24 protein-coding genes are annotated in these 25,573 nt (G+C 48.5%); 14 read left to right on the top strand and 10 right to left on the bottom strand.

Going from position 1 to position 25,573, the window contains the following annotated elements:
- The first annotated feature begins 375 nt into the window (after nt 1-375).
- From TSUB_RS11765 to TSUB_RS11740, 6 genes are all read left to right on the top strand, one after another.
- Nucleotides 376-1,692 carry an isochorismate synthase gene (locus TSUB_RS11765; RefSeq protein ID WP_087016480.1) on the top strand — a complete coding sequence of 439 codons (1,317 nt, stop codon included), beginning with the start codon at nt 376-378 and terminating at the stop codon, nt 1,690-1,692.
- A 32-nt stretch (nt 1,693-1,724) separates the two neighbouring features.
- Nucleotides 1,725-3,404: a 2-succinyl-5-enolpyruvyl-6-hydroxy-3-cyclohexene-1-carboxylic-acid synthase gene (menD, locus tag TSUB_RS11760; protein WP_087016481.1), complete on the top strand. Its 1,680-nt coding sequence runs from the start codon at nt 1,725-1,727 to the stop codon at nt 3,402-3,404.
- Entirely contained in the window at nt 3,385-4,167 is a 783-nt protein-coding gene (menH, locus tag TSUB_RS11755; RefSeq protein ID WP_087016482.1) for a 2-succinyl-6-hydroxy-2,4-cyclohexadiene-1-carboxylate synthase, read from the top strand. Before menD ends, menH begins: the two co-directional genes overlap by 20 nt.
- A gap of 38 nt (nt 4,168-4,205) precedes the next feature.
- Complete coding sequence (gene menC / locus TSUB_RS11750; protein ID WP_087016483.1) at nt 4,206-5,180, top strand: o-succinylbenzoate synthase; 975 nt, start codon at nt 4,206-4,208, stop codon at nt 5,178-5,180.
- Between the two features lie 5 nt (nt 5,181-5,185).
- Nucleotides 5,186-6,505 (top strand): o-succinylbenzoate--CoA ligase, encoded by a 1,320-nt coding sequence (gene menE, locus TSUB_RS11745; RefSeq protein WP_087016484.1) that lies wholly within the window; start codon nt 5,186-5,188, stop codon nt 6,503-6,505.
- 388 nt (nt 6,506-6,893) lie between these two features.
- The gene (locus tag TSUB_RS11740) at nt 6,894-8,453 is read left to right on the top strand and encodes a methyl-accepting chemotaxis protein (RefSeq protein WP_087016485.1); all 1,560 of its coding nucleotides are present in this window, start codon (nt 6,894-6,896) and stop codon (nt 8,451-8,453) included.
- A gap of 74 nt (nt 8,454-8,527) precedes the next feature.
- Here TSUB_RS11740 and TSUB_RS11735 read toward each other — a convergent pair whose 3' ends face one another.
- The 3 genes from TSUB_RS11735 to TSUB_RS11725 form a co-directional block, all read right to left on the bottom strand.
- Nucleotides 8,528-10,390, bottom strand: a complete 1,863-nt coding sequence (locus TSUB_RS11735; RefSeq protein WP_087016486.1) for an MFS transporter — start codon at nt 10,388-10,390, stop codon at nt 8,528-8,530.
- A 2-nt stretch (nt 10,391-10,392) separates the two neighbouring features.
- Complete coding sequence (locus tag TSUB_RS11730) at nt 10,393-11,001, bottom strand: TetR/AcrR family transcriptional regulator (RefSeq protein WP_087016487.1); 609 nt, start codon at nt 10,999-11,001, stop codon at nt 10,393-10,395.
- A gap of 143 nt (nt 11,002-11,144) precedes the next feature.
- Entirely contained in the window at nt 11,145-11,537 is a 393-nt protein-coding gene (locus tag TSUB_RS11725; RefSeq protein WP_087016488.1) for an NINE protein, read from the bottom strand.
- A gap of 228 nt (nt 11,538-11,765) precedes the next feature.
- On the opposite strand from TSUB_RS11725, the gene TSUB_RS11720 reads away from it, so the two are divergent.
- On the top strand, nt 11,766-12,602 hold the full coding sequence (locus TSUB_RS11720) for a Tim44 domain-containing protein (RefSeq protein WP_087016489.1): 837 nt from the start codon (nt 11,766-11,768) through the stop codon (nt 12,600-12,602).
- 285 nt (nt 12,603-12,887) lie between these two features.
- On the opposite strand, the gene TSUB_RS25275 is transcribed toward TSUB_RS11720, so the two are convergent.
- Nucleotides 12,888-12,968 (bottom strand): hypothetical protein, encoded by an 81-nt coding sequence (locus TSUB_RS25275; protein ID WP_414718382.1) that lies wholly within the window; start codon nt 12,966-12,968, stop codon nt 12,888-12,890.
- Between the two features lie 266 nt (nt 12,969-13,234).
- The gene (locus tag TSUB_RS11710; RefSeq protein ID WP_087016491.1) at nt 13,235-14,608 is read right to left on the bottom strand and encodes an MATE family efflux transporter; all 1,374 of its coding nucleotides are present in this window, start codon (nt 14,606-14,608) and stop codon (nt 13,235-13,237) included.
- A 166-nt stretch (nt 14,609-14,774) separates the two neighbouring features.
- Between TSUB_RS11710 and TSUB_RS11705 the strand changes: the two genes are divergently transcribed.
- From TSUB_RS11705 to TSUB_RS11695, 3 genes are all read left to right on the top strand, one after another.
- Nucleotides 14,775-15,593 carry a MerR family transcriptional regulator gene (locus TSUB_RS11705; RefSeq protein WP_087016492.1) on the top strand — a complete coding sequence of 273 codons (819 nt, stop codon included), beginning with the start codon at nt 14,775-14,777 and terminating at the stop codon, nt 15,591-15,593.
- A 203-nt stretch (nt 15,594-15,796) separates the two neighbouring features.
- Nucleotides 15,797-16,912 (top strand): MFS transporter, encoded by a 1,116-nt coding sequence (locus TSUB_RS11700; protein ID WP_343231778.1) that lies wholly within the window; start codon nt 15,797-15,799, stop codon nt 16,910-16,912.
- A gap of 199 nt (nt 16,913-17,111) precedes the next feature.
- Nucleotides 17,112-17,357 (top strand): TIGR02647 family protein, encoded by a 246-nt coding sequence (locus TSUB_RS11695; RefSeq protein ID WP_087016493.1) that lies wholly within the window; start codon nt 17,112-17,114, stop codon nt 17,355-17,357.
- Here the strand turns inward: TSUB_RS11695 and TSUB_RS11690 are convergent.
- On the bottom strand, nt 17,354-17,602 hold the full coding sequence (locus TSUB_RS11690) for a YkgJ family cysteine cluster protein (RefSeq protein WP_087016509.1): 249 nt from the start codon (nt 17,600-17,602) through the stop codon (nt 17,354-17,356). The genes TSUB_RS11695 and TSUB_RS11690 overlap by 4 nt on opposite strands.
- A 192-nt stretch (nt 17,603-17,794) precedes the next feature.
- On the opposite strand from TSUB_RS11690, the gene TSUB_RS11685 reads away from it, so the two are divergent.
- Nucleotides 17,795-18,250 carry a YcgN family cysteine cluster protein gene (locus tag TSUB_RS11685; protein WP_087016510.1) on the top strand — a complete coding sequence of 152 codons (456 nt, stop codon included), beginning with the start codon at nt 17,795-17,797 and terminating at the stop codon, nt 18,248-18,250.
- A gap of 88 nt (nt 18,251-18,338) precedes the next feature.
- Here TSUB_RS11685 and dusC read toward each other — a convergent pair whose 3' ends face one another.
- Nucleotides 18,339-19,298, bottom strand: a complete 960-nt coding sequence (gene dusC / locus TSUB_RS11680; RefSeq protein WP_087016494.1) for a tRNA dihydrouridine(16) synthase DusC — start codon at nt 19,296-19,298, stop codon at nt 18,339-18,341.
- A gap of 64 nt (nt 19,299-19,362) precedes the next feature.
- Nucleotides 19,363-20,025, bottom strand: a complete 663-nt coding sequence (locus TSUB_RS11675) for an NAD-dependent epimerase/dehydratase family protein (RefSeq protein ID WP_087016495.1) — start codon at nt 20,023-20,025, stop codon at nt 19,363-19,365.
- A 375-nt stretch (nt 20,026-20,400) separates the two neighbouring features.
- Between TSUB_RS11675 and TSUB_RS11670 the strand changes: the two genes are divergently transcribed.
- Both TSUB_RS11670 and TSUB_RS11665 read left to right on the top strand, forming a co-directional pair.
- Nucleotides 20,401-21,024, top strand: coding sequence for a YecA family protein (locus tag TSUB_RS11670; protein WP_087016496.1), 624 nt, complete (start codon nt 20,401-20,403; stop codon nt 21,022-21,024).
- Nucleotides 21,024-21,404 carry a (deoxy)nucleoside triphosphate pyrophosphohydrolase gene (locus tag TSUB_RS11665; RefSeq protein WP_087016497.1) on the top strand — a complete coding sequence of 127 codons (381 nt, stop codon included), beginning with the start codon at nt 21,024-21,026 and terminating at the stop codon, nt 21,402-21,404. Before TSUB_RS11670 ends, TSUB_RS11665 begins: the two co-directional genes overlap by 1 nt.
- Nucleotides 21,405-21,535: 131 nt before the next feature.
- Here TSUB_RS11665 and dsbB read toward each other — a convergent pair whose 3' ends face one another.
- Both dsbB and nhaB read right to left on the bottom strand, forming a co-directional pair.
- Entirely contained in the window at nt 21,536-22,075 is a 540-nt protein-coding gene (gene dsbB / locus TSUB_RS11660; RefSeq protein WP_192867812.1) for a disulfide bond formation protein DsbB, read from the bottom strand.
- Between the two features lie 207 nt (nt 22,076-22,282).
- Nucleotides 22,283-23,866 carry a sodium/proton antiporter NhaB gene (gene nhaB / locus TSUB_RS11655; protein ID WP_087016500.1) on the bottom strand — a complete coding sequence of 528 codons (1,584 nt, stop codon included), beginning with the start codon at nt 23,864-23,866 and terminating at the stop codon, nt 22,283-22,285.
- Between the two features lie 798 nt (nt 23,867-24,664).
- Here nhaB and fadR point away from each other — a divergent pair.
- Nucleotides 24,665-25,522, top strand: coding sequence for a fatty acid metabolism transcriptional regulator FadR (gene fadR, locus TSUB_RS11650; protein WP_087016501.1), 858 nt, complete (start codon nt 24,665-24,667; stop codon nt 25,520-25,522).
- Nucleotides 25,523-25,573 lie beyond the last annotated feature (51 nt).

Below are 25,573 nucleotides of genomic sequence, written 5' to 3'. Positions count from 1 at the left end.
TCGTGCCTTAAAACACAGATGATTGGCGATGGCGATGGCGATGGCGATGGCGATGGCGATGGCGATGGCGATGGCGTTACTCGATTCCAGCGGTATTGGAGTCGGTGAGGGCGAGGCTTAAGTGAATGCCTGATTATGGTTGATGTGTGGGTAGTCAGTCGGAAAGCATGAGAATAAGGTGGTTTTAATAAGGGATTGAAGTGGTTGCATTCCCATTTCCCTATTGAATGAGGTAGAATTGAAGATTACTTTTTCTTGGTTATTAATAATACCCTTGATAAAACAACCTAGCCGAGGGCTCGATATTGTGAAGTCCCTGTATGGCCGATTTGTTTTCAAGCCGAGTGTGTTGTAGTCCCGTAGTGTGAGGTTCCTTTGAGCGCTTTACATAGTGCCGTCGAAGCATTAACAGAAACGATAGCCACTGTCCCTTTCTCGGCGCCGATCCGGTTGGAAACGCCGTTGGATTGGCCCGCTAATGTGGATTTAATTGATTGGCTTGACGCACAGGCAGTATTTCCCAAATTCTATTGGCAACACCGTGATGGCCGCGAAGAGATCGTTGCACTTGGACAGGTGTCAACGTTTACCGATCCCGCCGTTGCCGAAGAGACCTTGACCGATGGACAGCGCATTTGGGGCGGGCTCTCTTTTGATGGTCGTACCGCGGCAAATCGCCGCTGTATGCCCTCCTTCTTCTTTTTACCGCAAATTGAATTGGTTCGCCAAGATGGTTTTTGGCGCTTGGCCGTTAATGTGTCAGGCGAAAAAGAGAAGCTGATTGACCTTTTAAACGACTTACGTTTAGAGCTGACCAATGTGCCATTGCCAGACAGCGACATTGTCTCTGTTCACTACTCGCCGGACCAAAATGATTGGACGCGAATGGTAAATCAAGCGCTGGCAGACATTGAAGATACCGCGCTTGAGAAAGTCGTTTTGGCACGCCGCACAACCTTGCAAATGGCTAATGTCGTGACGCCGGCACAGCTGCTAAAAGCGAGTTGTGCCGTGAACCCACGCAGTTACCACTTTATGATGGCATTGAGCCCAAAGCACAGTTTTGTCGGCTCGACGCCGGAGCGCTTGATGCTGCGCCGAGATGACCAAGTGCTGACCGAAGCGCTTGCCGGTACGATTGGGCGTGGCAAAGATGCGAATGATGATGCCAAATTGTCGTCGTGGCTATTAAACGATGAGAAGAACCGCTACGAAAATCAATTGGTCGTCAATGATATTGAAGCGCGCTTGTCCCCGCTTAGCCAGTCGATTGAAACCGCGTTAAAGCCTGAGCTAGTGAAACTGCGTCAGGTACAACACTTAAAGCGTCCAATTAAAGCGTGTGTGCCTCATGATATGCGCCATGCGGAAATGTTGCAGTGTTTGCAGCCAACGGCCGCTGTGGCAGGTTTGCCGCGCGAGATGGCATACCAATATATACTTGAAAACGAACCCTTTGCACGTGGTTGGTATAGTGGCTCAGTGGGATATCTTGGTAACCATCAAAGTGAGTTTTGTGTTGCACTGAGAAGCGCACTCATGGTGGGCAATGAAATCCATCTGTTTGCGGGTGCAGGTATTGTCCCAGGTTCCGTTGCGGACATGGAGTGGCAAGAGCTGGAGCGCAAAACGGCGACTTTGAAGAGTTTACTGGAAAATAACTCCCCACTGCCTCACCAACAAACGGCGTAATTTCCTGACAATCTGAAAAAGCGAGAAACGTATTGAAGTCTGAACAAGCCAGCGTGAATCGTCTCTGGTCGCGTTTAATTCTCGAATCTTTGACTCGGCATGGTGTGGAAGACATCTGCATTGCGCCGGGCTCACGCTCCACACCGTTGACGTTAGAAGCGCAAGCGAACCGAAAACTCACCTTACATACCCATTTCGATGAACGTGGCCTTGGCTTTCTTGCACTAGGGTTGGCAAAAGCGTCTCAACGACGTGTTGCGATAGTCACGACTTCGGGCACGGCGGTGGCAAATTTGCTCCCAGCAATCGCGGAAGCAAACCTGACGGGCGAGAAATTGATCGTCTTGAGCGCTGACCGCCCTAAAGAGTTGGTCAATGTTGGGGCGAATCAAGCAATAGAACAACGCGGCATTTTCTCGTCTCACGTGACGGGCGACTTGCAGTTGCCGTCGCCTTCTTTACAGCACAGCGCGCCTTGGCTGGTGGGCAGTGTCGATGCTTTGGTTGGCCGACAAGTTTATGGCCCAGTGCACATTAATTGCCCTTTCCCCGAGCCGCTGTATGGCGATGAACCGCTTGAGGTCAGTGATTACTTGGAGCCGTTGACCCAATGGTTTGATGGTGATACGCCGTTTGATCGCTATTTAATGCCAAAGCAGGTGCCGATAGTACCCGCCCAGTGGCCGCAAATGCAGCAGGAAAAAGGCGTCATTCTTGCCGGTCAGCTACCGCCTCATGTGCTGTCAGAAGTCAAAGTACTGGCGCGTCGTTTGGGCTGGCCACTCCTGGCCGACGTGCAAAGTGGCGGCAGCAGCGCTTGGCGCGGTTATGATATTTGGCTGAACAATGAGGCTTGTCGTGAACATTTCTCGCAAGCGACATTTGTTCTCCAATTAGGCGCACGCTTTGTCTCTAAGCGACTGGGTCAATGGCTAGCAGACTTTCGTGGCGAGCATTGGATTGTCGAGCCATCTCCTCGACGTTTACAGCCCGAGTACAGTGCCCATACCCGCATCAAAGCGACCGTTGCAGAGTGGGTGAATGTGGCATTGGAGACTGTCTCTTCATCGCAACATGCGGATTGGGCGGCGGAGCTTGCGGCTCTACCTCAACCTTGGCAGCAACAAGGCTTTGATGAGTTGAGCATTGCAGCCAATGTATTGAACGCAATAGACGAAGGTGTGGATCTTTTTGTCGGCAATAGTCTCGTCGTGCGCCTGCTCGATATGTTAGCTGATCAGTGGCAAACGGCGGTGTTCACTAATCGCGGCGCGTCGGGTATTGATGGTTTAACCGCAACGATTGCCGGGGTTCAACGGGCGAGACAGAAACCGATGCTCGCCTTGATGGGTGACACGTCTTGCTTGTATGACCTAAATAGCCTTGGCCTATTAGCACACGCGGGGCAGCCCTTGGTCTTGACGGTGATCAACAACGATGGCGGCGGTATTTTTGATATGCTGCCTGTCCCTGAACAGCAAAAGTCACCACTGTATCGCATGCCTCATGGCTTGGACTTTGAACATGCGGCGAGGATGTTTGGTTTAGACTATTATGCGCCGCAGAGCTTGGCTGATTTATTCACTCAGATTGCGTCAGGACTTAAGCAACCTCGAGTGACGTTAATTGAAGTTAAAACGCCGGCGGGAGAAGCGGGGCAACTGCTGAAAGATCTGCTCGTGAGTATTAAAAATGACGCTTTACTCGGTTAGTGAGGGAAGCGAAAGTCAGCCTACTTTGGTCTTTTTACATGGCTTATTGGGTGATAGTCGAGACTGGTTAGCCATTGTCGAACGGATGCAAGCGGACTATCGGTGTGTTTGCATTGATTTGCCGGGACATGGATTCAGTACCTCTATTGCGGTCGACCCACAACAGGGTTTTGCGGATGCGCACCGACAGCTAAGTGAAACCTTAAAGGCATTGGCGATAGATGACTATGCGCTGGTCGGTTACTCGATGGGCGCGAGGGTCGCTATGTATCATGCGATACAGCAACCGCTTGGCGTGCGATCTGGACTTCGAGCACTAGTGCTTGAAGGGGGACATTTTGGACTGCCCATAAAGGAACGAAAGGCCCGTTTGAATCATGATCAACGCTGGGCGGATCGATTCGCGCAAGAACCATTGGCAGAGGTACTGGATGATTGGTATCAACAACCAGTTTTCGCCCATCTGAATCAACAACAGCGACAAGCTTTGATCAAGGTGCGGCGGCGGGGTAATGGTGAAACCGTTGCCGCTATGATGATGGCGACGTCACTTGGTCATCAACCCTTGTTGTCCGAACACCTCAACGCACTGCCGCAGGCTGTTTACTATATGGTCGGTGAGCGAGATGCAAAATTTTTAGCGTTAGCCGATGCACATGGTGTTGAGAAGACCGTGATTGCAGGGGCTGGCCATAATACACATGCTGAAGCACCAGACGCTTTTTGTCGGGCCTTGCGCGCCTGTTTATCACATCATTACTGATCTTCTGGCGTCTAAATCAAGAATTTTAAGGAGTTGCGATGCGTACCGCTACCCTCTATCGCTATGAATTGGCGATGGACTCAATGGTTATTCTAAGAAACCAGCGTTTAAAAAGCCGTGAGGGGCTACTCGTGAAACTGACTGAAGGCGAGCAGACTGGGTGGGGCGAAATTGCGCCCTTACCTGAGTTTAGCCATGAAAGCCTTGATGAGGCGTTAGCACAGGCGCTACCTTGGGTGCAGGCTTGGCAAAACGGCGAAGCGGTGGCCAGTGTTGAGTCGCTGTATCCTTCCGTGGCGTTTGGACTTTCCATGGCCCAGTTAGAGTTAACCAGTGCGCTACCTGCAGAGGGGGATTATCGCGTCGCGCCACTGTGCAGTGGTGATCCTGATGAGCTGGTGGTGACGCTGGCGCAGCAAGCCGGAGACAAAGTGGCAAAAATCAAAGTGGGGCTTTACGAAGCCGTGCGTGATGGCATGGTCGCCAATATGTTTGTTGATGCGATTCCGGACATCCGCTTACGCTTAGATGCCAATCGTCAATGGACGCCACTCAAGGCACAGCAATTTGCGAAGTATGTGAAACCTGAAAACCGCCACGGTATCGCATTCTTGGAAGAGCCTTGTCAAACACCAGAGCAGAGTTTGGCATTTGCAGCAGAGACAGGCATTGCCATCGCGTGGGATGAAACCTTACGTGATGAAGGCTTTGAGCTTTCCGCGGAGCCGGGCTTGGCGGCTATCGTTATCAAACCAACCTTGATGGGCTCAGTGCAAAAGTGTATCGCCTTGATTGAGAAAGCCCATGAATTGAAGCTTGAAACTGTGATTAGTTCGAGCTTGGAGTCTAGCCTTGGCTTGAACCAATTAGCGCGCTTTGCGAAGTGGAAAACACCGGAATCCATCCCGGGCTTGGATACGATGCAGCTCTTTATGGAGCAAGTTGAGCCTGTTTGGCCTGGTTCATCGTTGCCAGTCAAACACGCGATGCAAATTGTTTGGCAGAGTGCTTAGCTTGCATGCTTCAATTTGATACATATCCGTGGCGACAGTACGCGGCTCAGAAACCGGATACTGTCGCTTTGCAGCAAGGCGATAAGCGGGTTACTTGGATTCAACTCTGCCAGCATGTTACCGCTTGGCGGCACTGGCTGGCAACGCAACCGAGTCAGGCCCCTCTAGTCGTTGCTAGTCAAAATCGAGTTGAACTCATTTATCTATTGCTGGCAGCGAGTGAAAGCCACCGCACACTATTGATCACGCATCCGCAACTGCCTGACGCAGAGAAAATCCTTAAACATCTTGGTGCTGGTGCGATCCTTGATGTTGATCATTTTGACCCTTTCGAGCGACAAGGGGCGACGAAGCATGCGCCATTGGCTTGGGACGAAAATCAACCCCTTACCTTAACGTTGACATCGGGGTCCACTGGCATCCCGAAAGCGGTTGTGCACAGTGCTGCCACGCATTTGGCAGCGGCGAAAGGGGTGCTGAGTAAACTCCCTTTCACCGCCGATAATGATTGGTTACTTTCACTGCCGCTCTTTCACATCTCTGGTTTAGCGATTGTGTGGCGCTGGTTATCTTGTGGCGCGATATTGACCTTGCCTGAAGATGAGGTGCTAGACGCATTACGCCATGTCAGTCACGCCTCTTTAGTGCCGACACAGTTGCAACGCTTTTTAGCCAGCGGTGGGTCGCATCAGTTGCAGCAAGTGTTACTGGGTGGTGCTGCTATTCCGGTGGACTTAGTTCAAAAAGCGACGCAGCAAGGTATCGCGTGCTGGTGTGGTTACGGGATGACAGAGATGGGATCGACGGTGATGATGAAACCGGCGGACAACAAGCCGGGTGTCGGTGCGCTGCTGCCGCATCGTCGTATGCAGTGGCGCGACAATGAGATTTGGCTTGCTGGTGCCTCACTGTGCTTGGGGTATTACCGCGAGGGCGTTATTGATCCTGTCGTTAATCAACAAGGGTGGTTTGCGACGAAAGATCTTGCTCAGCGTGCCGATGATGAATGGCAGATCATCGGTCGTAAAGACAATATGTTTATCAGTGGTGGAGAGAATGTGCAGCCCGAAAGCATAGAAGCCGCGTTGAGTTCCGTGGCAGGCATTACTCGGGTGATGGTGTTGCCGATTGATGATAGTGACTACGGGCAACGCCCAATTGCGATAGTAGAGGGTCACTGGGATAGAAAGATCTTAGAAGCTTGGGTGAAGAAATATTTGCCGGGTCATATGCGTCCAGTTGATTTTGTGGCTTGGCCCACAGATATGGAAATGGGCATTAAAGTGCCTCGGCGAATAATGCTTGAGTGGTTAAAAAATAAATAGAGAGATATTGGATAGAAAGGCTTCAAATTAGGAAGCCTTTTTTATTTCTTCAAAACGAAAATAGAGGTGCTTTGAAGCTGCCGAAATCGACTTCAGCAAACCGAGCTTATATTCCGTATTAAATGTATTTAAAATATAAAATTATCAATATAGTGACACTTTAGGGTGCAGTGTCACTTTATTAAGAAATCTCTATGCTAATGAGTAGCTTGCATACAAATAATTGACCATGATTATAGTGTGGTTGTATATATTTATATTCATGATGCGTTACTAAATAGGTATTAAAAATTTAATTAACAAATGAATGTATCTCAGTTGTGATTAATAAGGAAACAAGCTATAGCTTAAATAGCTACCTTGTTTAATTTTATGCTTTGAGGACACCATGCGCGAAAATCAGCCTATTACCCAAAAAGAGGTTACGTATCCCAGCAGCTACAATTTATTATCAGTCACTACACCTGATAGTTATATTACTTATGCGAGCAAAGAGTTTTGTGAAGTTGCAGGTTTCACTTTAGAAGAATTGCGCGAGCAGCCGCATAATATCGTTCGTCATCCGGACATGCCGTCCGCTGCGTTTAAAGATATGTGGTCGACATTGAAGCGCGGTCAATCTTGGATGGGCATGGTGAAAAACCGGTGTAAAAATGGTGACCACTATTGGGTCGATGCGTTTGCTTCGCCTATCACTGAGAATGGTAAGTTAGTTGAGTATCAGTCTGTGCGTCTTAGCCCGAGTCGTGAGCATGTCGACAATGCAGATAAGATTTATGCACAACTTCGTCAGGGCAAAACGCCTTTAAAACTTAAGCTACCGCGAACACGTCTGTGGCAACGTACTGCGCTCGCCTTTTTACCTGCTGCCGCGCTTGCTGCATTCTCCGATGTGTTATTACAAGGAAGTGGTGTCGTTGTGATGCTTGCCTTGGCGATAATGATCACCTTCGCGTTGACGAGACGTTTGGAGGCGGTCAGTGCCAAGGCACGAAAAGTGTTTGATAATCCTTTGATGGAGCTTGTCTATACCGGCAATGTAGACGACATTTCTGAGTTGGATTTGGCATTGAAGATGCGGCAGTCTGAGCTCAATGCCGTTGTTGGCCGTATCCAAGATTCTAACGAAGTCATTCGAGATGCTGCACATTCGTCGTCGCAAAACTGTGATACGACGGCGTCTAACCTCGATGGACAAACCCAAGAGACAGAGCAGGTCGCTGCCGCGATTAATCAAATGCATTCAACCGCCAATGAGATGGCTCAGAATGCGCAAAGTGCTTCAGAAGCAACGGAAAACGCCAGTATTGCAGCCTCTGAAGGCATGGCGTCGGTACAACAGACGGTGGATGCGATTCAGCAGTTATCAGGACAACTGGATGAAGCCTCTGCGGTGGTCTTACAGTTGGCTGAACACGGCAAAACCATTGGTGAAGTACTGACAGTGATTCAAGGCATCGCAGAGCAAACTAACCTGCTAGCGTTGAATGCAGCGATTGAGGCTGCTCGCGCGGGTGAACAAGGTCGCGGGTTTGCGGTTGTGGCCGATGAGGTACGAGCCTTGGCGCAGCGCAGCCATGAATCGACAGAAGAAATCCAATCGGTGATCTCTCAAATTCAAACCAGCTCAGAACGTGCGGTTGCGGCAATGGATCAGGGGAGTCGTTTATCGAAAGACTGTGTGGGTAGCGCGGAGACGTCGGGTGAAAAACTGGATGTGTTGTCGGGGCAGGTTTCCGACATCTCTGATCGAAACAACCAAATTGCGGCGTCGGTGGAAGAGATGGCACGCGTGACGGAAGACATGAACGCCAGTGTGCAATCGATTAGCGAAGTGTGCTCAGCGACCAATATCTTGGCGGGCGATACCCGAGATGAGTGTATTCAGTTAGTCGACAATCTGGATTCTCAAGGTGCGCTAGTCCGTCAGTTCCGTCGCATTGGTTAACGGTTTTTATTTTTGAGCTAAAGACAGCAAGAGATAAAAAACACCGCAACAAACGGTTGCGGTGTTTTTTATCGTTAGGCGTTTTCGCCACGTAGTGCGATGACGCGTTCTCTCAGCATGTCTGGGGTGACATCTTCCGGCGCAACGGCTTCCCCCGCCACTATGGTGACGCGTGACCAGAAGCGTTTAGGTCGCTTAAGAAACGCCTTACCACTTTCACGGCTAAACCAGCTTCCCCACAGGCCTTGCAATGCGAGGGGAACAACCGGAACAGGACTGCGATTGATGATGGTATCAACCCCGCGTTTGAAAATGCCAATCTCGCCATTGTAGGTAATCTGCCCTTCAGGGAAGATACAGACGACTTCGCCTTCTGCGAGGCACTGATCCACTTTGTTAAAGGCCGCAGCGACTGAGCGTCGATCTTTTGGACAAATGGGGATGACTTTCGAGCGCCTGAAGAAGTACTTCAGCAGGGGCAGTTCGGAAAGGGTTTTGTCCATCACGAAGCGAATGGGTCGCCGGCAAGCGCCAGCAAGTAGTAAAGCATCCATATAGCTCACGTGATTGCAGACCAATAAGACGCCGCCTTTTTCTGGAATGCGGTCAAGGTCTCGGTGGGTGACGCGGTACATGGTATGACTGATCATCCAAACCACGAGACGTAAGAAAAACTCGGGAATTTGCAGATAGACATAAAGCGCCACAATCGCATTGATGACGGCGAGAATGAGGAAAAACTCGGGGATCGAGATACCAATAATACCGAGAAGCACAATGCCACTGATGGCACTGGTGACCATGAACAGTGAATTGTAGATGTTGTTTGCGGCAATGACGCGAGCACGCTCATCTTCATTGGCACGTTGTTGCATCATGGCATAGAGCGGCACAATGAATAATCCGCCAAAGACCCCGATCATGAGCAAATCAAAGAAAACGCGTCGCAGTTCAGGGTGAAGTAAGAACTCAACGAAGGTGGTGGTCACAGGGGCAATATCCGGTGTCGCAAACATCAGGTCGATACCGAATAGGGTGAGGCCGATGCTGCCTAAGGGTACGATACCGGGTTCAACACGATGACCAGAAAGACGGGTACAAAGCTGTGAACCTAATGCGATACCGACTGAAAACAGGGTCAATAAAAAAGAGACCGCAGCGGCATTGCCACCCAGATAATCCTTCGTGAAGTTAGCAAATTGCGTGAGGTAGCTTGCGCCGAGGAACCAGAACCAGCTGATACCAAGAATACATTGAAAAACAACTTTATCTTTTTTCGCAATGGCAAGCGTCTGCTTGGTTTGTGAAATCGGTGCCCATTTTAGGGGCATATCTGGATTGACGGCGGGGATATGCGGGATGGCGCGCGCGCTAAAGTAGCCCATGACGGCAAACGCCACCACGGCGATCGCGGCTAACGTATAGGCTTGTTCGGCATTGGCAATCACACCTGCCAAAATGGTGCCCGTCAGAATGGCTAAAAAGGTGCCAGTTTCAACAAGGGCATTGCCGTTTACCAGCTCTTCTTGCTTTAAGGTCTGCGGTAGCAAGGCATACTTTACCGGACCAAAGAAGGCGGATTGAGTCCCCATCAAGAACAGCAGCAACAGCATGATGGTGAAGTTCTGAGTCAAAATCGCAAATGCCGCCATCGACATAATCAGGACTTCGGCGATTTTCACAATCCGAATGAGTGCTGATTTTTCAAATTTATCGGCAATGACACCCGCCGAGGCGGAGAACAGAAAAAACGGTAGAATAAAGAGCCCTGCCGCAAGATTCACAATCAGGTCGCTATCAAGTGGCAGGGTGCCTGGCGCTGCAAAAGCAACGAAAATCAGTAGTACGTTTTTATAAACGTTATCGTTAAATGCCCCTAACGCTTGGGTTGTGAAATAGGGCAAAAAACGGCGTTGTGTTAACAACGAAGAAGCCATAACTAGTCATCCGTGTTGACTCGCCAGCGAGCCAAATAGTTATCCAATAAATTATCAATCAGCTCAGCGCCGCCGACCGTACTGTTTGCGAAGAGCTTGTCATCGACACTCAGCAGTGTAATACCATGAACTCCGGCCCAGAGGACACGACTGATTGTTTCAATCTCAGTTTTGTCTGTGAGCCCAGTCATCGCGGCAACTTGGCTCTCGAGCATGCCGGTCAAGTTGTTAATACGCTTGTTTTGCCACTCTGGTAACTCTTCTCCTGCCATTTTGTGCTGGAAAATGAGCTGCCAGCGGTAGGGGTTCGTTTTGGCATAGTTCAAATAGCAGTTCGCTAATATGCGGATGGCTTCTTCGGGAGATGTCGCGTTGATGACATCGGCTTTCGCTTCTTCAGCCAGTTCGTCAAGGGTATTGGCGACGACTTCTAAGAGTAAGAGGTTGTAGTTTCCAAAGACGTTGATTAGCGTGCTCGGCACGTAACCGATCATGGTGGCGATTTTTCTTAAGCTAAGTTCGTGGTGGGGTTTTGCGTCGAGAAAGGCATTGACTTTCTCCATTGTAAGGGCAATTAGTTCCTCACGGGTATGATCATTGCGTCGAGCCATGGTGATATTTCGCTAGTTTTGAACACTGTTCAATATATTAGCGCTAACTGCGGAAATAGCAAGCAAAAAGCACACTGTTCTTTATTTTGGCAAAACGCAACGCTGGCATGGTAATCGGTTATTGTCCCTAACGGTGGTTAATTTTATCTAAACTGCCGATTTCGTTCAGAAATTTGCTCATTGAGCGTCCAGAAATCATACAGTAATCCTAACAGAAAAACACCACCGGTAAAAAAGTAGAGGATAGCGGTCAGCCATTTACCCTGGTAAAGACGATGTGCCCCCAAGATACCGAGGAAGGTCATCAGAAGCCATGCGACGTTGTAATCCGTTGGTCCAGATTCAAAGCGTGTGTCGGCTTCCCTGTCCATTGAGGGAATGAGAAAGAGGTCAACAATCCAGCCTATCAAGAAAAAGCCGAAGGTAAAAAACCAGATAGTACCTGTGATTGGCTTTCCGTAGTAAAAGCGATGGGCGCCAGTAAAACCAAAGATCCAAAGAAGATAACCAAAGAGTTTGCTATGCGTGTCTTGCATGCTGCTGCCTTAATCCGTTTTGGGCGAGAAAAGTATGAGGATACATCCTCAGCGACGTGTCCGATAGCTGAGTATAACAGTGTGTAATCGCACTGTATGTTTCATTTTTTATCCATTTTGCTCGTAGCTAAGGCATAGCGTGCTACAAACTTTCACAAGAAGGTTTGACACTTTCGGGCTATAACTTTTAGGATGCAGCGACTTCTTTCAAAAGGAATGAAAATAACAATGAAAAAGCTCTTCTCTTTGCTCACTGTCGTGATGATGGTGTTTGTGATTGCTGTGCCTGAGGCGGAAGCCAAGCGGATGGGCGGTGGTCGCTCATTGGGCAAAACACATCGCACCGCGCCAAGTCAGCAACAGGCTACGCCGCAAAATCGTGACACTATTGCTCAACAACCTAAGTCAAACCGCAGTGGCTTGATGGGCGGGCTATTGGGTGGACTGCTGGCTGGTGGTCTGATTGCTGCGCTATTTGGTGGTGCGTTCGATGGTATTCAGATGATGGATATTTTGATTGTCGCACTACTCGTTTGGCTTGGAATGCGACTGTTAAGAATGCGTCGACCACAGTCTGCGACAGCGGGCTACCAACATGCTCGTGAAGCGCAGAGTCAGTCTCAACCTTGGCAACAAGGCGGTAATACTGCACAAGGTGGATTTGCGGGTGCAAGCAGCGATGTGCCATTTAATCTACCGAAAGACTTTCAAATGTCAGCTTTCTTGAACGGTGCGCGTGAACACTACCGAACCTTGCAAGGTGCTTGGAATCACAATGATTTCGATACGATGTCAGAGTACCTATCCCCAGCGCTACTTGCGGAGCTGAAGGCAGAACGTGCGAGTTTGACCGAGGCACCGCAAACAGAAGTGATGTATGTGGATGCCGAAATCGTGCGTGCAGAATGCGATCATTCTTTGGCGCAAATTAGTGTGAAATACACCGGTAAAGTGTGTGATCGTGCTGAAGGGAGCGAAGAATCTGTCAATGATGTGTGGCACTTAGAGCGAGATTTACTCGCACCTAATGCACCATGGATGATTGTCGGAATAGAAGGTAGCTAAGCGCCGGTTTGGCGGAACACGTTATAGATACTGTCAATCCCGCTCTTGAAGCGGGATTTTTTTCTGCTCGCTTACCCGACGCTTTGGAGCTGGGCCGTCTCTGCATCCATATCCACTTCGTAATTATTGGTCAGTAGATCATAAAAGTTTTTTCTGCTGTGACGGCAGAAGCGATACATGGTTGCATCATAGGTAGCAGTTTTCGCCACGTCGGCATCAATGATTGTGGCGCGGAGCTTCTTTTCGTTAGCCACGCACACTTCCATAACAAACCCAATACTATCGTTAATACTGTTCTTGCCAATCCCCACTATGGTCACTACATTGCCAGTAAACATGGCTCGATTTTGCGAGTAGGGCTTCCAGCGCAGTGTTTCTGGCTTGATTCTGTGCTGCTTGAACCAGTTTTCCTCTCGGGTTAATACTGTCGCGGCAAGTATATGGCGGCGGTGATAAACAAAAAGCACAATAAATATTCCTGTAAATAATAAAGAAAGAAACATCATGGACTCCTCAATGGCAGTATTCCTCGCCCATTCGTAAAAGAAGCCGTGTCTTGGTTAACTCAAAGATGGACTAAGGCCTGGGATTTATGGGCCTCTGGTTCAGTGACCAGAGGCGAGACAGTGTTGTTAGTTTGCTACAGCGGGGTCGATGGGGAGCACCTTGTGTGCGTTTAGCTTTAACCATCGACCTAACAGTCGGATAGAGACCAGCACGGTGACGAGTTCTGCACCTGCGGTAACCCACCAAATTGACTCTGGACCGAAGACGTTTGGTAGTACCAGAAGCAGTAGCATAACGAGGATGAAACCTCGTAGTAGTGAGATAACACCGGCTTTCTTTGGTGACTCCAGAGCGGTAAAGAAACCGGAAACCACCACGTTCACACCTAAGAAAATAAAGCCTAAACAGAACACCTTCATCGCTTGATGAGACATGTAAACTAGCTCTGGGTCCTCGAGGAAGAGGCGGGCTAGGTTGTCACCGTAAACATAAACACCAGCATAGGCCAAGGCACTGATCACCAGAACGACTTTCACGGTGAGTACCGCAACTTGGCACATACTTCGTGTATCTTTTCGGCCTCGTGAGAAAGTGACAATAGGCTGCATACCTTGAGTCAGGCCAATAAAGGTGATCAACATAAAGTTGTTGATGTAGCCAATCACACTAAAAGCAGAGAGTTCCGGCGTCCCCATATGGAACAAAATTGCATTGTTAAAGGCCATCAAAACAAAGCCGGCTGACATTTCGGTAATAGAGTCTGGCGTACCAATTTTCACAAAGCGTTTAATGTTTTGAAGATCGGGCATCGCACGAACAAATCGCAGGTTACTTGAACGACTTTTGAAGTGGAAAATCAACAAGGTCATTTGCAGCATTTGCGCTGATCCTGTCGCGATGGCAGCACCGCGTAGTCCCCAGCCCATGTGAATGACAAGGATGTAGTCGAGAACAATGTTTGTCACTGCGGCACAGAGGATCGCAGCTAACTCACGTTGTGGAAAACCATCGATCTTCGCGAACACTTCCATGGAGTAAGCCATGAGATAGAAGGTTTGGAAGAAAAGCAAGGTACCTAGATATTCAGAGACCATGGGGATCAGCTCACCACGAGCACCTAGCATATAGGCAACCTGATCGACACTGAGGTAGGCGATAAAACAGACGAGGGCACCAAAGCCCGCTAAGAAGTAGATGGCCGATGAGAAAATGCGGTTCGCTTGCCCCTGTTTTCCTTCGCCTTTTAATTTGCCGACAATGGTTCCTGCACCGATGGTGATCAATATTGAGATGGCAAACATGATGTTGATAAAGGGCATGGAAAGATTGACCGCCGCTAAGGCTTCAGGGCCAACGCCTCGTCCGACAAACATACCATCGACCATGGTGTACATGGCGAAAACCCATACCGCCAACGTAGACGGTACGGCAAACTTAAACAGCGCTTTCCCGATGCTTTGATTCGATATGTCGATTCCTGAGGTAGAAGCTACACCCATTTTTTTGTTTCCTAAACTGTGATTAATTGCGTAATGAAATCATCATAAAGTCTCGAATAGTGCGAGAGTCAATGGGTGGGAAAATATATTTTGTGGAGGGTTTTTAAATCACTTTTCTTGGGGCATTCTAGAAAAAGATGACACGTTATTGTACGGGGAATAATGGATGAAACTGTATCGCATTGGTGAGATAAGCAAGCTCTATGGGATTAGTGTCGACTCGTTACGTCACTACGAAAAATTGGGCCTGCTTGAACCGGAGTATGTGAAGGATAATGGCTATCGTTACTACTCCAATCGACAAATCTGGAAGCTCAACACGATACGTTCTTTGCGCCAGTTGGATATTGGCTTGCCTGAAATTCAACGTTACCTTACCAATAGAACGCTAGAGAAAAACGTCGATTTGATCGAGTTTCAGCTCGATGCAATCGCAAAGAAGCGAGAGGCGCTTGCCAAGATAGAGAAGCAGTTAATGCAGTCTCAACAGTACATCTTGAAAACATTGTCGACGCGCAATGAGATCAATATGGAGATCAAAACGCTTCCAGAACGCAGAGCATGGGGGATAGAGGAGAAAGTCACCAGTTTTTGGGACATAGACCGACTGCATAAAGAGATCGAAGTCGATAAGTTCGGTGGAGAGTTGACCGCTGCGGGCACCGGACGAGCGGGGGCGGTGATCCCAATGACTGACTTTACCCAAGGTGAGTTTTTCATTTATCGGATGACGTTTATTCTCGATGATGAAGGCGACAAAGTACTGCAAGGCGGCGATCACCTTTGTTTGCACTTTTGGGGGCATGACGATCACGCGGAGATTGCCCTAAAGTACCAAGAGGTGTTGGCATATTGTGACGCACAACACTTGCAGATTATCGGCCCAGCCGTTGAATTGTATAAGCTTGATAATCACCAGACAGACGATCCAACGGAGTTTTTAACGGAACTGCAAGTGCCTGTTGCCCGGAAAGCGATCGCCTGAGTGATACCCAGTCCTTTGAAATGGCAAGGATGGTGCTGCGGGCTGACGTTTTGTGTTGGCGCTTGGTGTTGAAAGTGCGTTGATATGCTCGCGATAAGTTTGCAGACGTTGAGGGAATCTCTATGTTAGGCTGAAGTTAAATCGACTTAGCACTAGGTGATCCTTTGGCAACTTTTCGTCGTCCTGATGTTCTGCTCTTGCTGATGGCATTCGTGATGTCATTAACCTTCGCGGTGTGGAACGTCTTACTCAATAATTTTGTGATTGAAATGGCCGATTTTTCAGGACGAGAAATCGGTATATTACAAAGCCTCCGTGAAGTGCCGGGTTTTCTTGCCTTTACGGCCATTTATCTCCTTCTCTTTATTCGCGAGCAAGTATTCGCGTATGTCTTTCTGGCAGTGATGTGTATTGGCATCACGATCACTGGTTGGTTTCCTTCTGTTTGGGGTTTGTATGCCACCACCATGGTGATGTCGATTGGATTCCATTACTTTGAAACCGTTAATCAATCTCTGACATTGCAGTGGATAGACAAAGATAAGTCCGCTCACTTTATGGGCCGAGCCCTAGCGGTGAAAGGACTCGGCAGCTTACTCGCCTATAGCTTGGTTTGGTTGTTGATGGACCAGCTAGGTGTTAGCTACAACACGGTTTATATGACCTTTGGATTGGTCGGATTGGTGATTGTTGTTCTTGCTTGGATGGCGTTTCCCGTTTTTAAGCAAGAGCATGAACAGCGCAAGTCTTTGGTGGTGAGAAAAGAGTACTGGTTGTTCTATGCCCTGACGATGCTGAGCGGTGCGCGAAGGCAAATATTTGTCGTCTTTGCTGGCTTTATGATGGTTGAAAAGTTTGGCTATAGCGTTGGGCAAATCAGTCTGTTGTTTATCGTTAATTATGCCTTCAATATGTTGTTTGCGGGCAGCATTGGCCGCTGGATTGGTCGCGTTGGAGAGCGCACGGCGTTAACCGTTGAGTACGTTGGCTTAATTGCTGTTTTTGCTGGGTACGCCATGGTTGAAACCGCAGAAATGGCCGCAGCGCTTTATGTGATAGATCACCTGTTTTTCGCCATGGCGATAGCGATTAAAACGTACTTTCAGAAGATAGCCGACCCCAAAGATATCGCGTCGACTGCCGGGGTAAGCTTTACTATTAATCATATTGCAGCAGTGGTGATTCCGGTGTTGCTGGGCTTTGTTTGGCTACAAAGTCATGCTGCCGTGTTCTGGGTTGGTGTTGTTTTCGCATGTGGTTCATTAGTCTTGGCAAGATTGATTCCAGCTAAACCCGAAAGATTGGTCTATGTTCAGTGATGCAGGGAGATCGCAAACAGTGACTAGGATGAAAGGGGCTGCGGACTGCGTGTTGTACGTCGATGAGCAGATGCCCAACGGCCTATCGTGAAGTAGGCTGAAATGGCAGGTATGGAATCTTCATTACTATGAGCTCACACGCTTTTTTTGTTTGGTAAATCAGTAGAATGAAGTGACATAGTGAATAAAGGTAGCGAATATGCAATACAACGATGATTTAGTTGCAGAGATGAATCTATTAGTGCTTTTCCCAATGCATTCAGACAGAGAAGGGATCAAAGTGCACAGCAATGCTGAGACCTCTATGGTTGATGCGGCGAAGCGATTATTCGAAAAGGGGCTGATATCTGCGGCTGATGGCGGTTATCTGACCTCAACAGGCCATGAAGCGGTAGAACATGCCAAATCGGTACTGCGCATTTTGACCGGCGACTATCGCGGCTAAGTCAACATCTCCAGCTCGAGCAGTGTTTCGAGCGCAAACTGATTCGTCCCACCACAAATATCAGGACAAGGCTTAAAGTCGGCACACACTTTAGGCCTTTCTGCTTTTCCAAACAGTTTACACAAGTTCTCTTCATTGAGTTGTATACAGCGAGTATTGGCGGGTTTTCCTTTTGGCATGCCTGGAATCGGCGAAGAAATGCTGGGTGCGATACAACAGGCCCCACAGCCCAAGCGGCACGCAATTGTTTGCTGGCTCATTTTCAACTCCACTGACAAAAGGCAGCGAAGGATACTAGACTAAACAGGTAAATTGAAGCGAAATTGACCGCGGTACTTGCACTTTGTTGCGCTAAACGCTATAAAACCGCCTCTTTTTACAGGCATAGGTACTCGCTCATGGCGTTTGAGTGGGGGCGAGGCGCAGAGGTGATAACGATGTCGGCATTTTGGGAAACAAAAGATCTGACTCAAATGAGTGACGAAGAGTGGGAATCCCTCTGTGATGGTTGCGGAAAGTGTTGTCTGCACAAGCTGATGGATGAAGACACGGATGAGATTTACTTTACCAATGTCGCTTGCAGCTTGCTCAATGACAAAACTTGTTCTTGTAAAGATTATCCCAACCGATTCGAGTCGGGTGAAGAGTGCTTGAAACTCACCCGTGACAAGATTGATGAGTTTATCTGGCTGCCGGAGACGTGTTCATACCGTTTACTGGCAGAAGAGAAACCGTTACCTGAATGGCACCCCTTGATCACGGGTTCAAAGTCAGCCATGCACAAAGCAGGCGAGTCTGTGCGAGGCAAGGTCGTGTATGAGATTGATGTGATCGATTGGTCAGATCATATTTTGAACTTACCGGATGATGTCGAAGTCGACCGTCAGTCCTAAGGTTACTTAGCGTGCATTAAAAAGCGCAGCCTATGTCAGCTGCGCTTTTTCGTTTTAAGTTGCATGACATTCTCTTTAGTACAGCGACTTACGCGCGTTCTGCTGCCGCCCGAAGTACAGGAATAATGTCTTCAATCTTCTTGAGCGTGCGAATATCACCAAAGAGGACTTTAGCTTGTGGATATTGGTGGCGCAAATAGCTAAACCATTGCTTAATCCGGTTTGGATAATAGGCCGCTTTAATCCCTTCAATCTCAAATTGACTGTATCGCAGCAGTAGTTGAATCACTTCTGACCACGGCATAGGGGGGGTGTTGTATTGTGCAACATTACCCAAATTGGGTAAGTTAAGCGCACCACGGCAAACCATCACATCCTCACACCCGGTCGTATCTCGACAGGCTTCGGCAGACGCGTAATCCCAGATCTCGCCATTGGCGATGAGCGGTATCTTGTACTTTTGACGCATTTCATCGATGTAGTGCCACTTTATGGCTTCCGCCTTGTAACCATCTTCTTTGGTTCGGGCATGAATCGTGAGTTCATTTGCCCCGGCTTGATAAACCGCGTCAACGACTTCGTCACACTGGCTTGGGTTATCCCAACCTAAACGTACTTTTGCAGACAATGGCGCTCGCTGATCAATAGCCTCTTTACTCGCTTTAACAATACGATAGATCTGCTCTGGGTCCTTCAATAAGGTCGCCCCACCACGGTTACGATTGACGGTCTTCGCCGGGCAGCCAAAGTTAATATCAACACCCGGCGAGCCAAGATCGATCGCGCGTACTGCGTTCTCGGCGAGCCAGTTTTCGTCTTGGCCAAGCAGTTGTACGCGGACGGGAGTGCCTGAAGGGGTAACGCCACCGTGTTCAAGTTCAGGACAAAGACGGAAGAAAACGCTTTCTGGGAGTCGTCGATCGACAACACGGACAAACTCGGTAACGCAAAGATCATAATCATTGATCTCAGTGAGCATCTCTCGCATCAGTGCGTCTAGGACGCCTTCCATCGGCCCTAAGATAATGCGGCCACGTTTTTCAGTCATGAATTACTCTATGAATCTAACTCTATCAGGCCGCGATTGTAGAGAGGGTGTTGGGGTTTGTCATCTACTTCTGGGCGTGAAGCGTGGTCGCAGAGATAACGGAGACGCCTTTTTTAGGTTCAAACGTGCGGTTAAACAACGCGATAGCGACATCATCAGCATCAATAGGCTCGAAGGCCTTTAGGGGGCCTTTAAGCAGTGGTTTAGCGAGTTGTGTCACTTTATCGACTAAGGCTTCATCAGCACGAGGTTGATCACGTTCACCTCGAAGTGGCCCGGGGCGCACAAAACAGAGATGTTCGAATCCAAGAGACGAGAGGACCTCTTCCATTTTGCCTTTGCAACGCAGGTAGTGGCTAACGTGCCGAGAAGACGCGCCGTGGCTAGAGACGACCCCTAAACGTTTCACACCGAGATAGTGCATTTGCTTGGCAACCTCAATGACTAAATCCACATCGACTGCCTTTAAGGCTGCTTTGCTTCCCGCTTCTCTCAGTGTGGTACCAAGACAAATGAAGCCCGTATCGGGCGCGATATGGTTGTCATCCCATGCGGTGATTGCAAGTTGAGGATGAATAAATTCAACCAGTTGAGTGTGTGGCAGGTGAAGCGATCGCCGGCCAAGGCTATAGATAGTGGCGATATCTTCTTGTTGTAGTAGATGATGCAGCATGCTTTGACCCACCAAGCCACTGGCGCCGGCGATGATAACGTGATGCATGGTCATTTAATGATGTCCTTATTATCAACAACTTGAATATACTCAAACCGCCTCAAGATGCTTGTTCAGCGAGAATTTCTAGGTTTACCAGCGAGGCACTGCTTTGAAGGTTTAGTGGGCTAAATCAAAAAGTAGTAACAAAGGTGGTGAGCCTAGAAAACTCGCCCTTCGGGAAGCGACTAGCGCCTCGATTTCTGCGTTAAAGGTGCTAGAAAGGGAAAGCCATTCCTTCGCACTTTTGCCTTGAACTCGAAGCGCTAGTCAGCTTCTGAATCCTGCATTTTGAGGCGGTTTGAGTATAGAGGTTAACATTGCCCTCCTGTGAACGCTGCTTTTTTTCGATTACACTTGCGCTGTCTGAATAAGAGTAAAGAACAAATCATGATTAACAGCGATGTATTATCCGAACAATGGTCAGAAGTGACCCCTGCCATGTTGGAAGGTGCGTGTTTGGCGGCAAACTGTCATCCAAAGCCTTGTCCTCCGGAGGCTTGGTTAGCCCCTTTGTGGCAGGCAACCCAAGGCGACGATACGGCGCTAACCATTGAAAAAGCGGATATTGAGATCATCAGCCAACACTTTCAATCTCAGTTTCAGCAGATTCAGGGGGGCGATTATCAATGGCCTGCGAGTAACGAACAAGCGTGTCTTGACTTAGCAACGGGTTTTCTGATCGTTTGGCCACTCATAGAAGCCGCATGGCAAGCTGAATCTATTTCAGCGGCGACACAAGCGGTTATTGGTAACGTGCATTTAGGCCTTTACCTCGTTGTTGATGAGCGTGGGACGCTCGATCAGATGGATGCGGCTGGCATGAATCCGTTGCCAGATGTTGCTCAGTGTATTGCTGCCTTACCGCTGTTGATCCCTGAACTGGTGATGGCTGCCGCTGAAGTCTATCAAGGCCATCGAGCACAGGCGGTAAACCCATACAAAGCGGTGGGACGGAATGACCGCTGCCCCTGTGATAGCGGTAAAAAATTTAAACAGTGTTGTGGGGCTTGATGAAAGAAATCCGTGTGGTCGCTGGGGTGATCTGGGCTAATGATAAACTGTTTCTCGCGCAAAGAGCCGCTGAGGCAAGTCAGGCAAACCTTTGGGAACTGCCTGGAGGGAAAGTGGAATCGGGGGAAACCGATGCTGCGGCGTTGACTCGAGAGCTTGAAGAAGAATTGGGCATCAGCGTGGACGTTGAAGGTTTTGTCGGAGAAACCGTGATGCAATACACCGATAAGCGGGTTAGGCTGCTTGCTTATCATGTGACGTGGAAGAGTGGCAACATTTGCTTGCATGACCATCAAGCGCAACAATGGCTATCGCCTCAGGAGGCGTTATTGCAATCGTTGTGTGTGGCGGACATCCCCTTGATCGAAGCATTGCTTTAAGCCATGCCTTGCTGACAAATCTATAAACTCTCGCTGAACAAGCATCTTGCGGCTACTTGTGTATATTGCGTTAACTTATCACTAAAAACGCCCACGAGAATGTGGGCGTTTTTATGTAGATAGGGTGCAGGTTATCCGCGATGCTTCACCATGCCAATGATCTGACTCAAGACAATAATTGCAAACGCGCCGATGTTAAGGGCACTGATAATCTCCAACCATTGCGGCATCGATAGATCCATAAATTGCCAAACGATCTTGCTGCAATCCCCTGTGGCTTCAAAGAACCACGGAACCCATTCATTAAGCGGTGCCCAGTCAGGGAAATTGACGAAAATATCGCATTGAGCGCCAAACAGGTCATTGGGGTCAGGAAATTGATAGCCGACATGTTCATTGGCTAGCTGCCAACTGCGTACTGAACTGTATCCCCAGACACCGAGACCAAGCCAACGCACTATCGGATTCTTCGGGGCGATTAAACCGATTGCCGCACCTAAGCCCATGCCCACCATGGCGACACGTTCGTAAATACACATGACACAGGGGGCGAGCATCATGACATGCTGGAAGTACATGGCAGCCAACTCTAAGGCGATGATGATCAACAGTAAGATAAGCCAAGGTTGGCGGGTCTGGCTCCAACGATAAAGGGCGACAAACATGAGCAGTGATTTCCTTGCAAGTACGTATCAAGCAGCGCTCGGGGAAAAGTGCCTGATTTCCATAAAGTTAATGTTGTACATCAGACCTACTGTAAACGCAAAGGTTCAGCACGTATTGTCTTACTGTTTGTCTGGTTTTGAGGCTTGGGATCAGCATCAAGCTGGAGTTGTACACCAGCTTGGTTAGGTCGACGAACAGTGATTTTGACCTCATTAATGGTGGGATGTCGTTGTGTTTTCAGGGACGAGCGTTTGAGGATGAATCCACCCGAGTTCTAACATCCATTCGGTCATGGGCACCAAGGTGAGTTCTATACAGGCAAGACCGATAAGGGATAAAACCACGGTGTAGGGCAGCGCCATAATGACCATGCGGCTGTATGACAAACGCAGCAAAGGGGCAAGTGTCGAAGTCAGCAAGAACAGAAATGCCGCTTGACCATTTGGGGTGGCGACCGAAGGCAAGTTAGTCCCTGTATTGATCGCGACAGCGAGAATATCGAACTCGTCACGCGTTAACATGCCAGCCAGCAATGCCTCTTTGACTTCAAGTATGTAAACCGTACCGACAAAGACATTGTCGGATACCATGGATAATAACCCGTTGGCAATATAGAACATGGCAAGTTGTTCCGCGCCTTCCAGGTGCAGTACCCAAGTAATGATCGGGGTAAACAGCTCTTGATCAACTATCACAGCGACGATCGCAAAGAAAACCGCAAGGAGCGCCGTAAACGGCAAGGCTTCTTCGAACGCTTTTCCAAGTGCGTGCTCTTCTGTAATCCCAGTAAAAGAGGTGGCCAATACGATGACAGTCAGACCAATGAGGCCAACAGACGCGAGGTGCAGGGCCAAGCCGACAATCAACCATACGGCAATGGCCGCTTGCACCCAGAGTTTAGCTTTGTCTTGCGGACTACGACGGGTCGTTTGGTCGAGATCATATTCAATGAGAATCTGGCGAATTGAGTCCGGTAGTCGTGCGCCATACCCACATATTTTCGTCTTCTCAACAAAGAAACATGTTGCTAAGCCGAAGAAAAATACGGGTACCGTCACGGGTGCCATCCGCAACATAAATTCACCAAAGTGCCAGTTCGCTTGCCCTGCAATGATCAGGTTTTGAGGTTCTCCGACCATGGTCATCACCCCACCTAACGCCGTACCGACACCCGCATGGAGCAGGAGGCTGCGCAAGAAAGCGCGGTAGTGATTTAAATCATCACGGCTGATCTCTTGTACATGTTCATCACTGGTATGATCGTGTTTTGCTTGGAAGTCCTTGCCAGAGGCGACTTTGTGGTAAATGGCATAGAAGCCAGTGGCAACACTGATCACAACGGCGATGACGGTCAGGGCATCCAAAAAGGCAGAAAGAAAAGCGGATGCAACACAAAAAGCGAGCGACAGGACGGTTTTGGAGCGGATGTTAAGTAGGATCTTGGTGAAAATGAACAGGAGCAACTGCTTCATGAAATAGATTCCAGCCACCATAAACACCAGCAACAACAGGACTTCGAGGTTGCCTTCCAGTTCATGCATGACCATTTCTGGACTTGTCATACCAATGGCAACCGCTTCTATAGCCAGTAAGCCGCCGGGCTGAAGTGGGTAACATTTCAGCGCCATGGCTAAGGTGAAAATAAACTGGGCGACCAACACCCAACCCGCAATAAATGGATTTATTTTGTATAACAGCGGATTGATAGCGAGAAAAAGTAAGATAAGCACTTTATACCAGTCTGGGGATTTCCCAAGAAAGTTCTTAATAAAGGCTTGTGAGAATGACAATGCCATAACAGGAAGTTCTCATTTTATGTGTTCAAAAAAGACAAGCAGGATTTCACGCACTCAAACAGAGCGTGAAAATACAGATTGAAGTGCGGCTTCCATACTTGCTATCCCTTTATCCGACGAGCGTTTGCCACTGCGGATAGCCCATCAGCAGTAAGGCGTGGCTGATAGGTATTGCTTTGTTTTTATGTATTCTCAAATAACCTCAAAATGCGTGCGCAGTGAGTCTTTCTAGGGTTGTCGGCAAGGCTCTGTTTTGAAGGTCTAGTGGACTAAACCCAAAAACAGTAACGACGGTGGTGAGCCTTGAACTCGACACGCGAGGCCGCTGCTGAATTCTGCATCTTGAGGGGGTTTGAGTATTGTTATGCGTGTGATGGTAACACTATTTAATGGTTTGAAATATCTTGAAACATATTTCTTTGATTTCACTTTCTGTTAAAACGAGGGAAGGTTCACGCTTTGGGCTGTGGTGCCTTGGTTTTTTAAACGAGACTCAAAGACTTGATCGCATTCTCTACACGTATTTTGTTGACGGGTTTAAGGAGAGGGGATCTGTTTAGTTGGAATAGTGAAGGCGCTAAATTTTACTTTTATGTTGTTTAAGAGGCGGTTATAAGCATCAACTTAAGCGATAGCGCTTGCAAAGTGCGAGTGTCACGTCACTCTCTTGGCGGTTTTCTATGACAGGATTTCGAGATTCACTTTTTAGGTGGTATGATGAGTGGCTTAGCAGGGACAGCAGCAGCGATTGCGCGTATCTGCATCTAGATAACAAGAAGCATTGGATAAACAATCATTATGGTAATTAAGGCGGATAGCCCGGCATCATTTGCTGAAAAATACATTATTGAAAGCATCTGGAACAATCACTTCCCGCAGGGGTCGATACTCCCAGCTGAGCGCGAGTTGTCTGAACTAATTGGTGTGACGCGAACGACATTGCGTGAAGTACTGCAGCGCTTAGCTCGTGATGGTTGGTTAACGATTCAACATGGTAAGCCAACTCGCGTCAATGACTATATGCAAACGTCAGGCTTGAGTATTCTCGATACGTTAGTGACCTTGGATGGACAAGACATTCAAGGTGTTGTTGAAGGCCTACTATCTGCTCGTACTGATATTAGTTGCGTGTACATGCGCTACGCCGTGAAGTCGAATGGTGAGGCAGCACAAAGTACCGTAGCCGCGGTGATTGAAAGCTGTGAGCGTTTGATTGCGGCACAAAGTTTTGAAGCCTATTTAGAGACTTGTGAACCCAGTGAACGCCAAGCTTTACAACAAGAAGTGAAAAAGATTGTTGATAAGTACGGTAAAGATGACCCAGAGCTGTGTGAAGCGATTTGTCGTGGCCGAGCATTCAATTATCATGACTATCGTTTGTTCCAAGGTTTAGCGGCGCACTCGAACAATATGGTCTACGTGCTGACCATTAACGGTCTACGTAAAATCTACACCCGTATCGGTGGTTACTACTTCATGCAACCAGAAGCTTGTGAGTTAGCGTTGAACTTCTATAAAGCAATGCTAGCACTGTGTACCGAACGTCGTGCAGACGCAGTACCCGAAGTGCTGAAAACCTACGGTCGCGAAAGTGGTGGTATTTGGTTTAAACATCGTGAGCAAATCACCCATCTGATGGCGGAAGAAGAGAAATAAGCGCCGTACTGTCTTATTCCGCGGGATAAAAAGGCAAAATCACTGTGATTT

Origin of the sequence: Thaumasiovibrio subtropicus, from assembly GCF_019703835.1 — a bacterium.
In the GTDB taxonomy this organism is placed as follows: Bacteria; Pseudomonadota; Gammaproteobacteria; order Enterobacterales; family Vibrionaceae; genus Thaumasiovibrio; species Thaumasiovibrio subtropicus.
The sequence above is the reverse complement of the archived record's forward strand: the minus strand, read 5'-3'. Positions and strand labels throughout refer to the sequence as shown.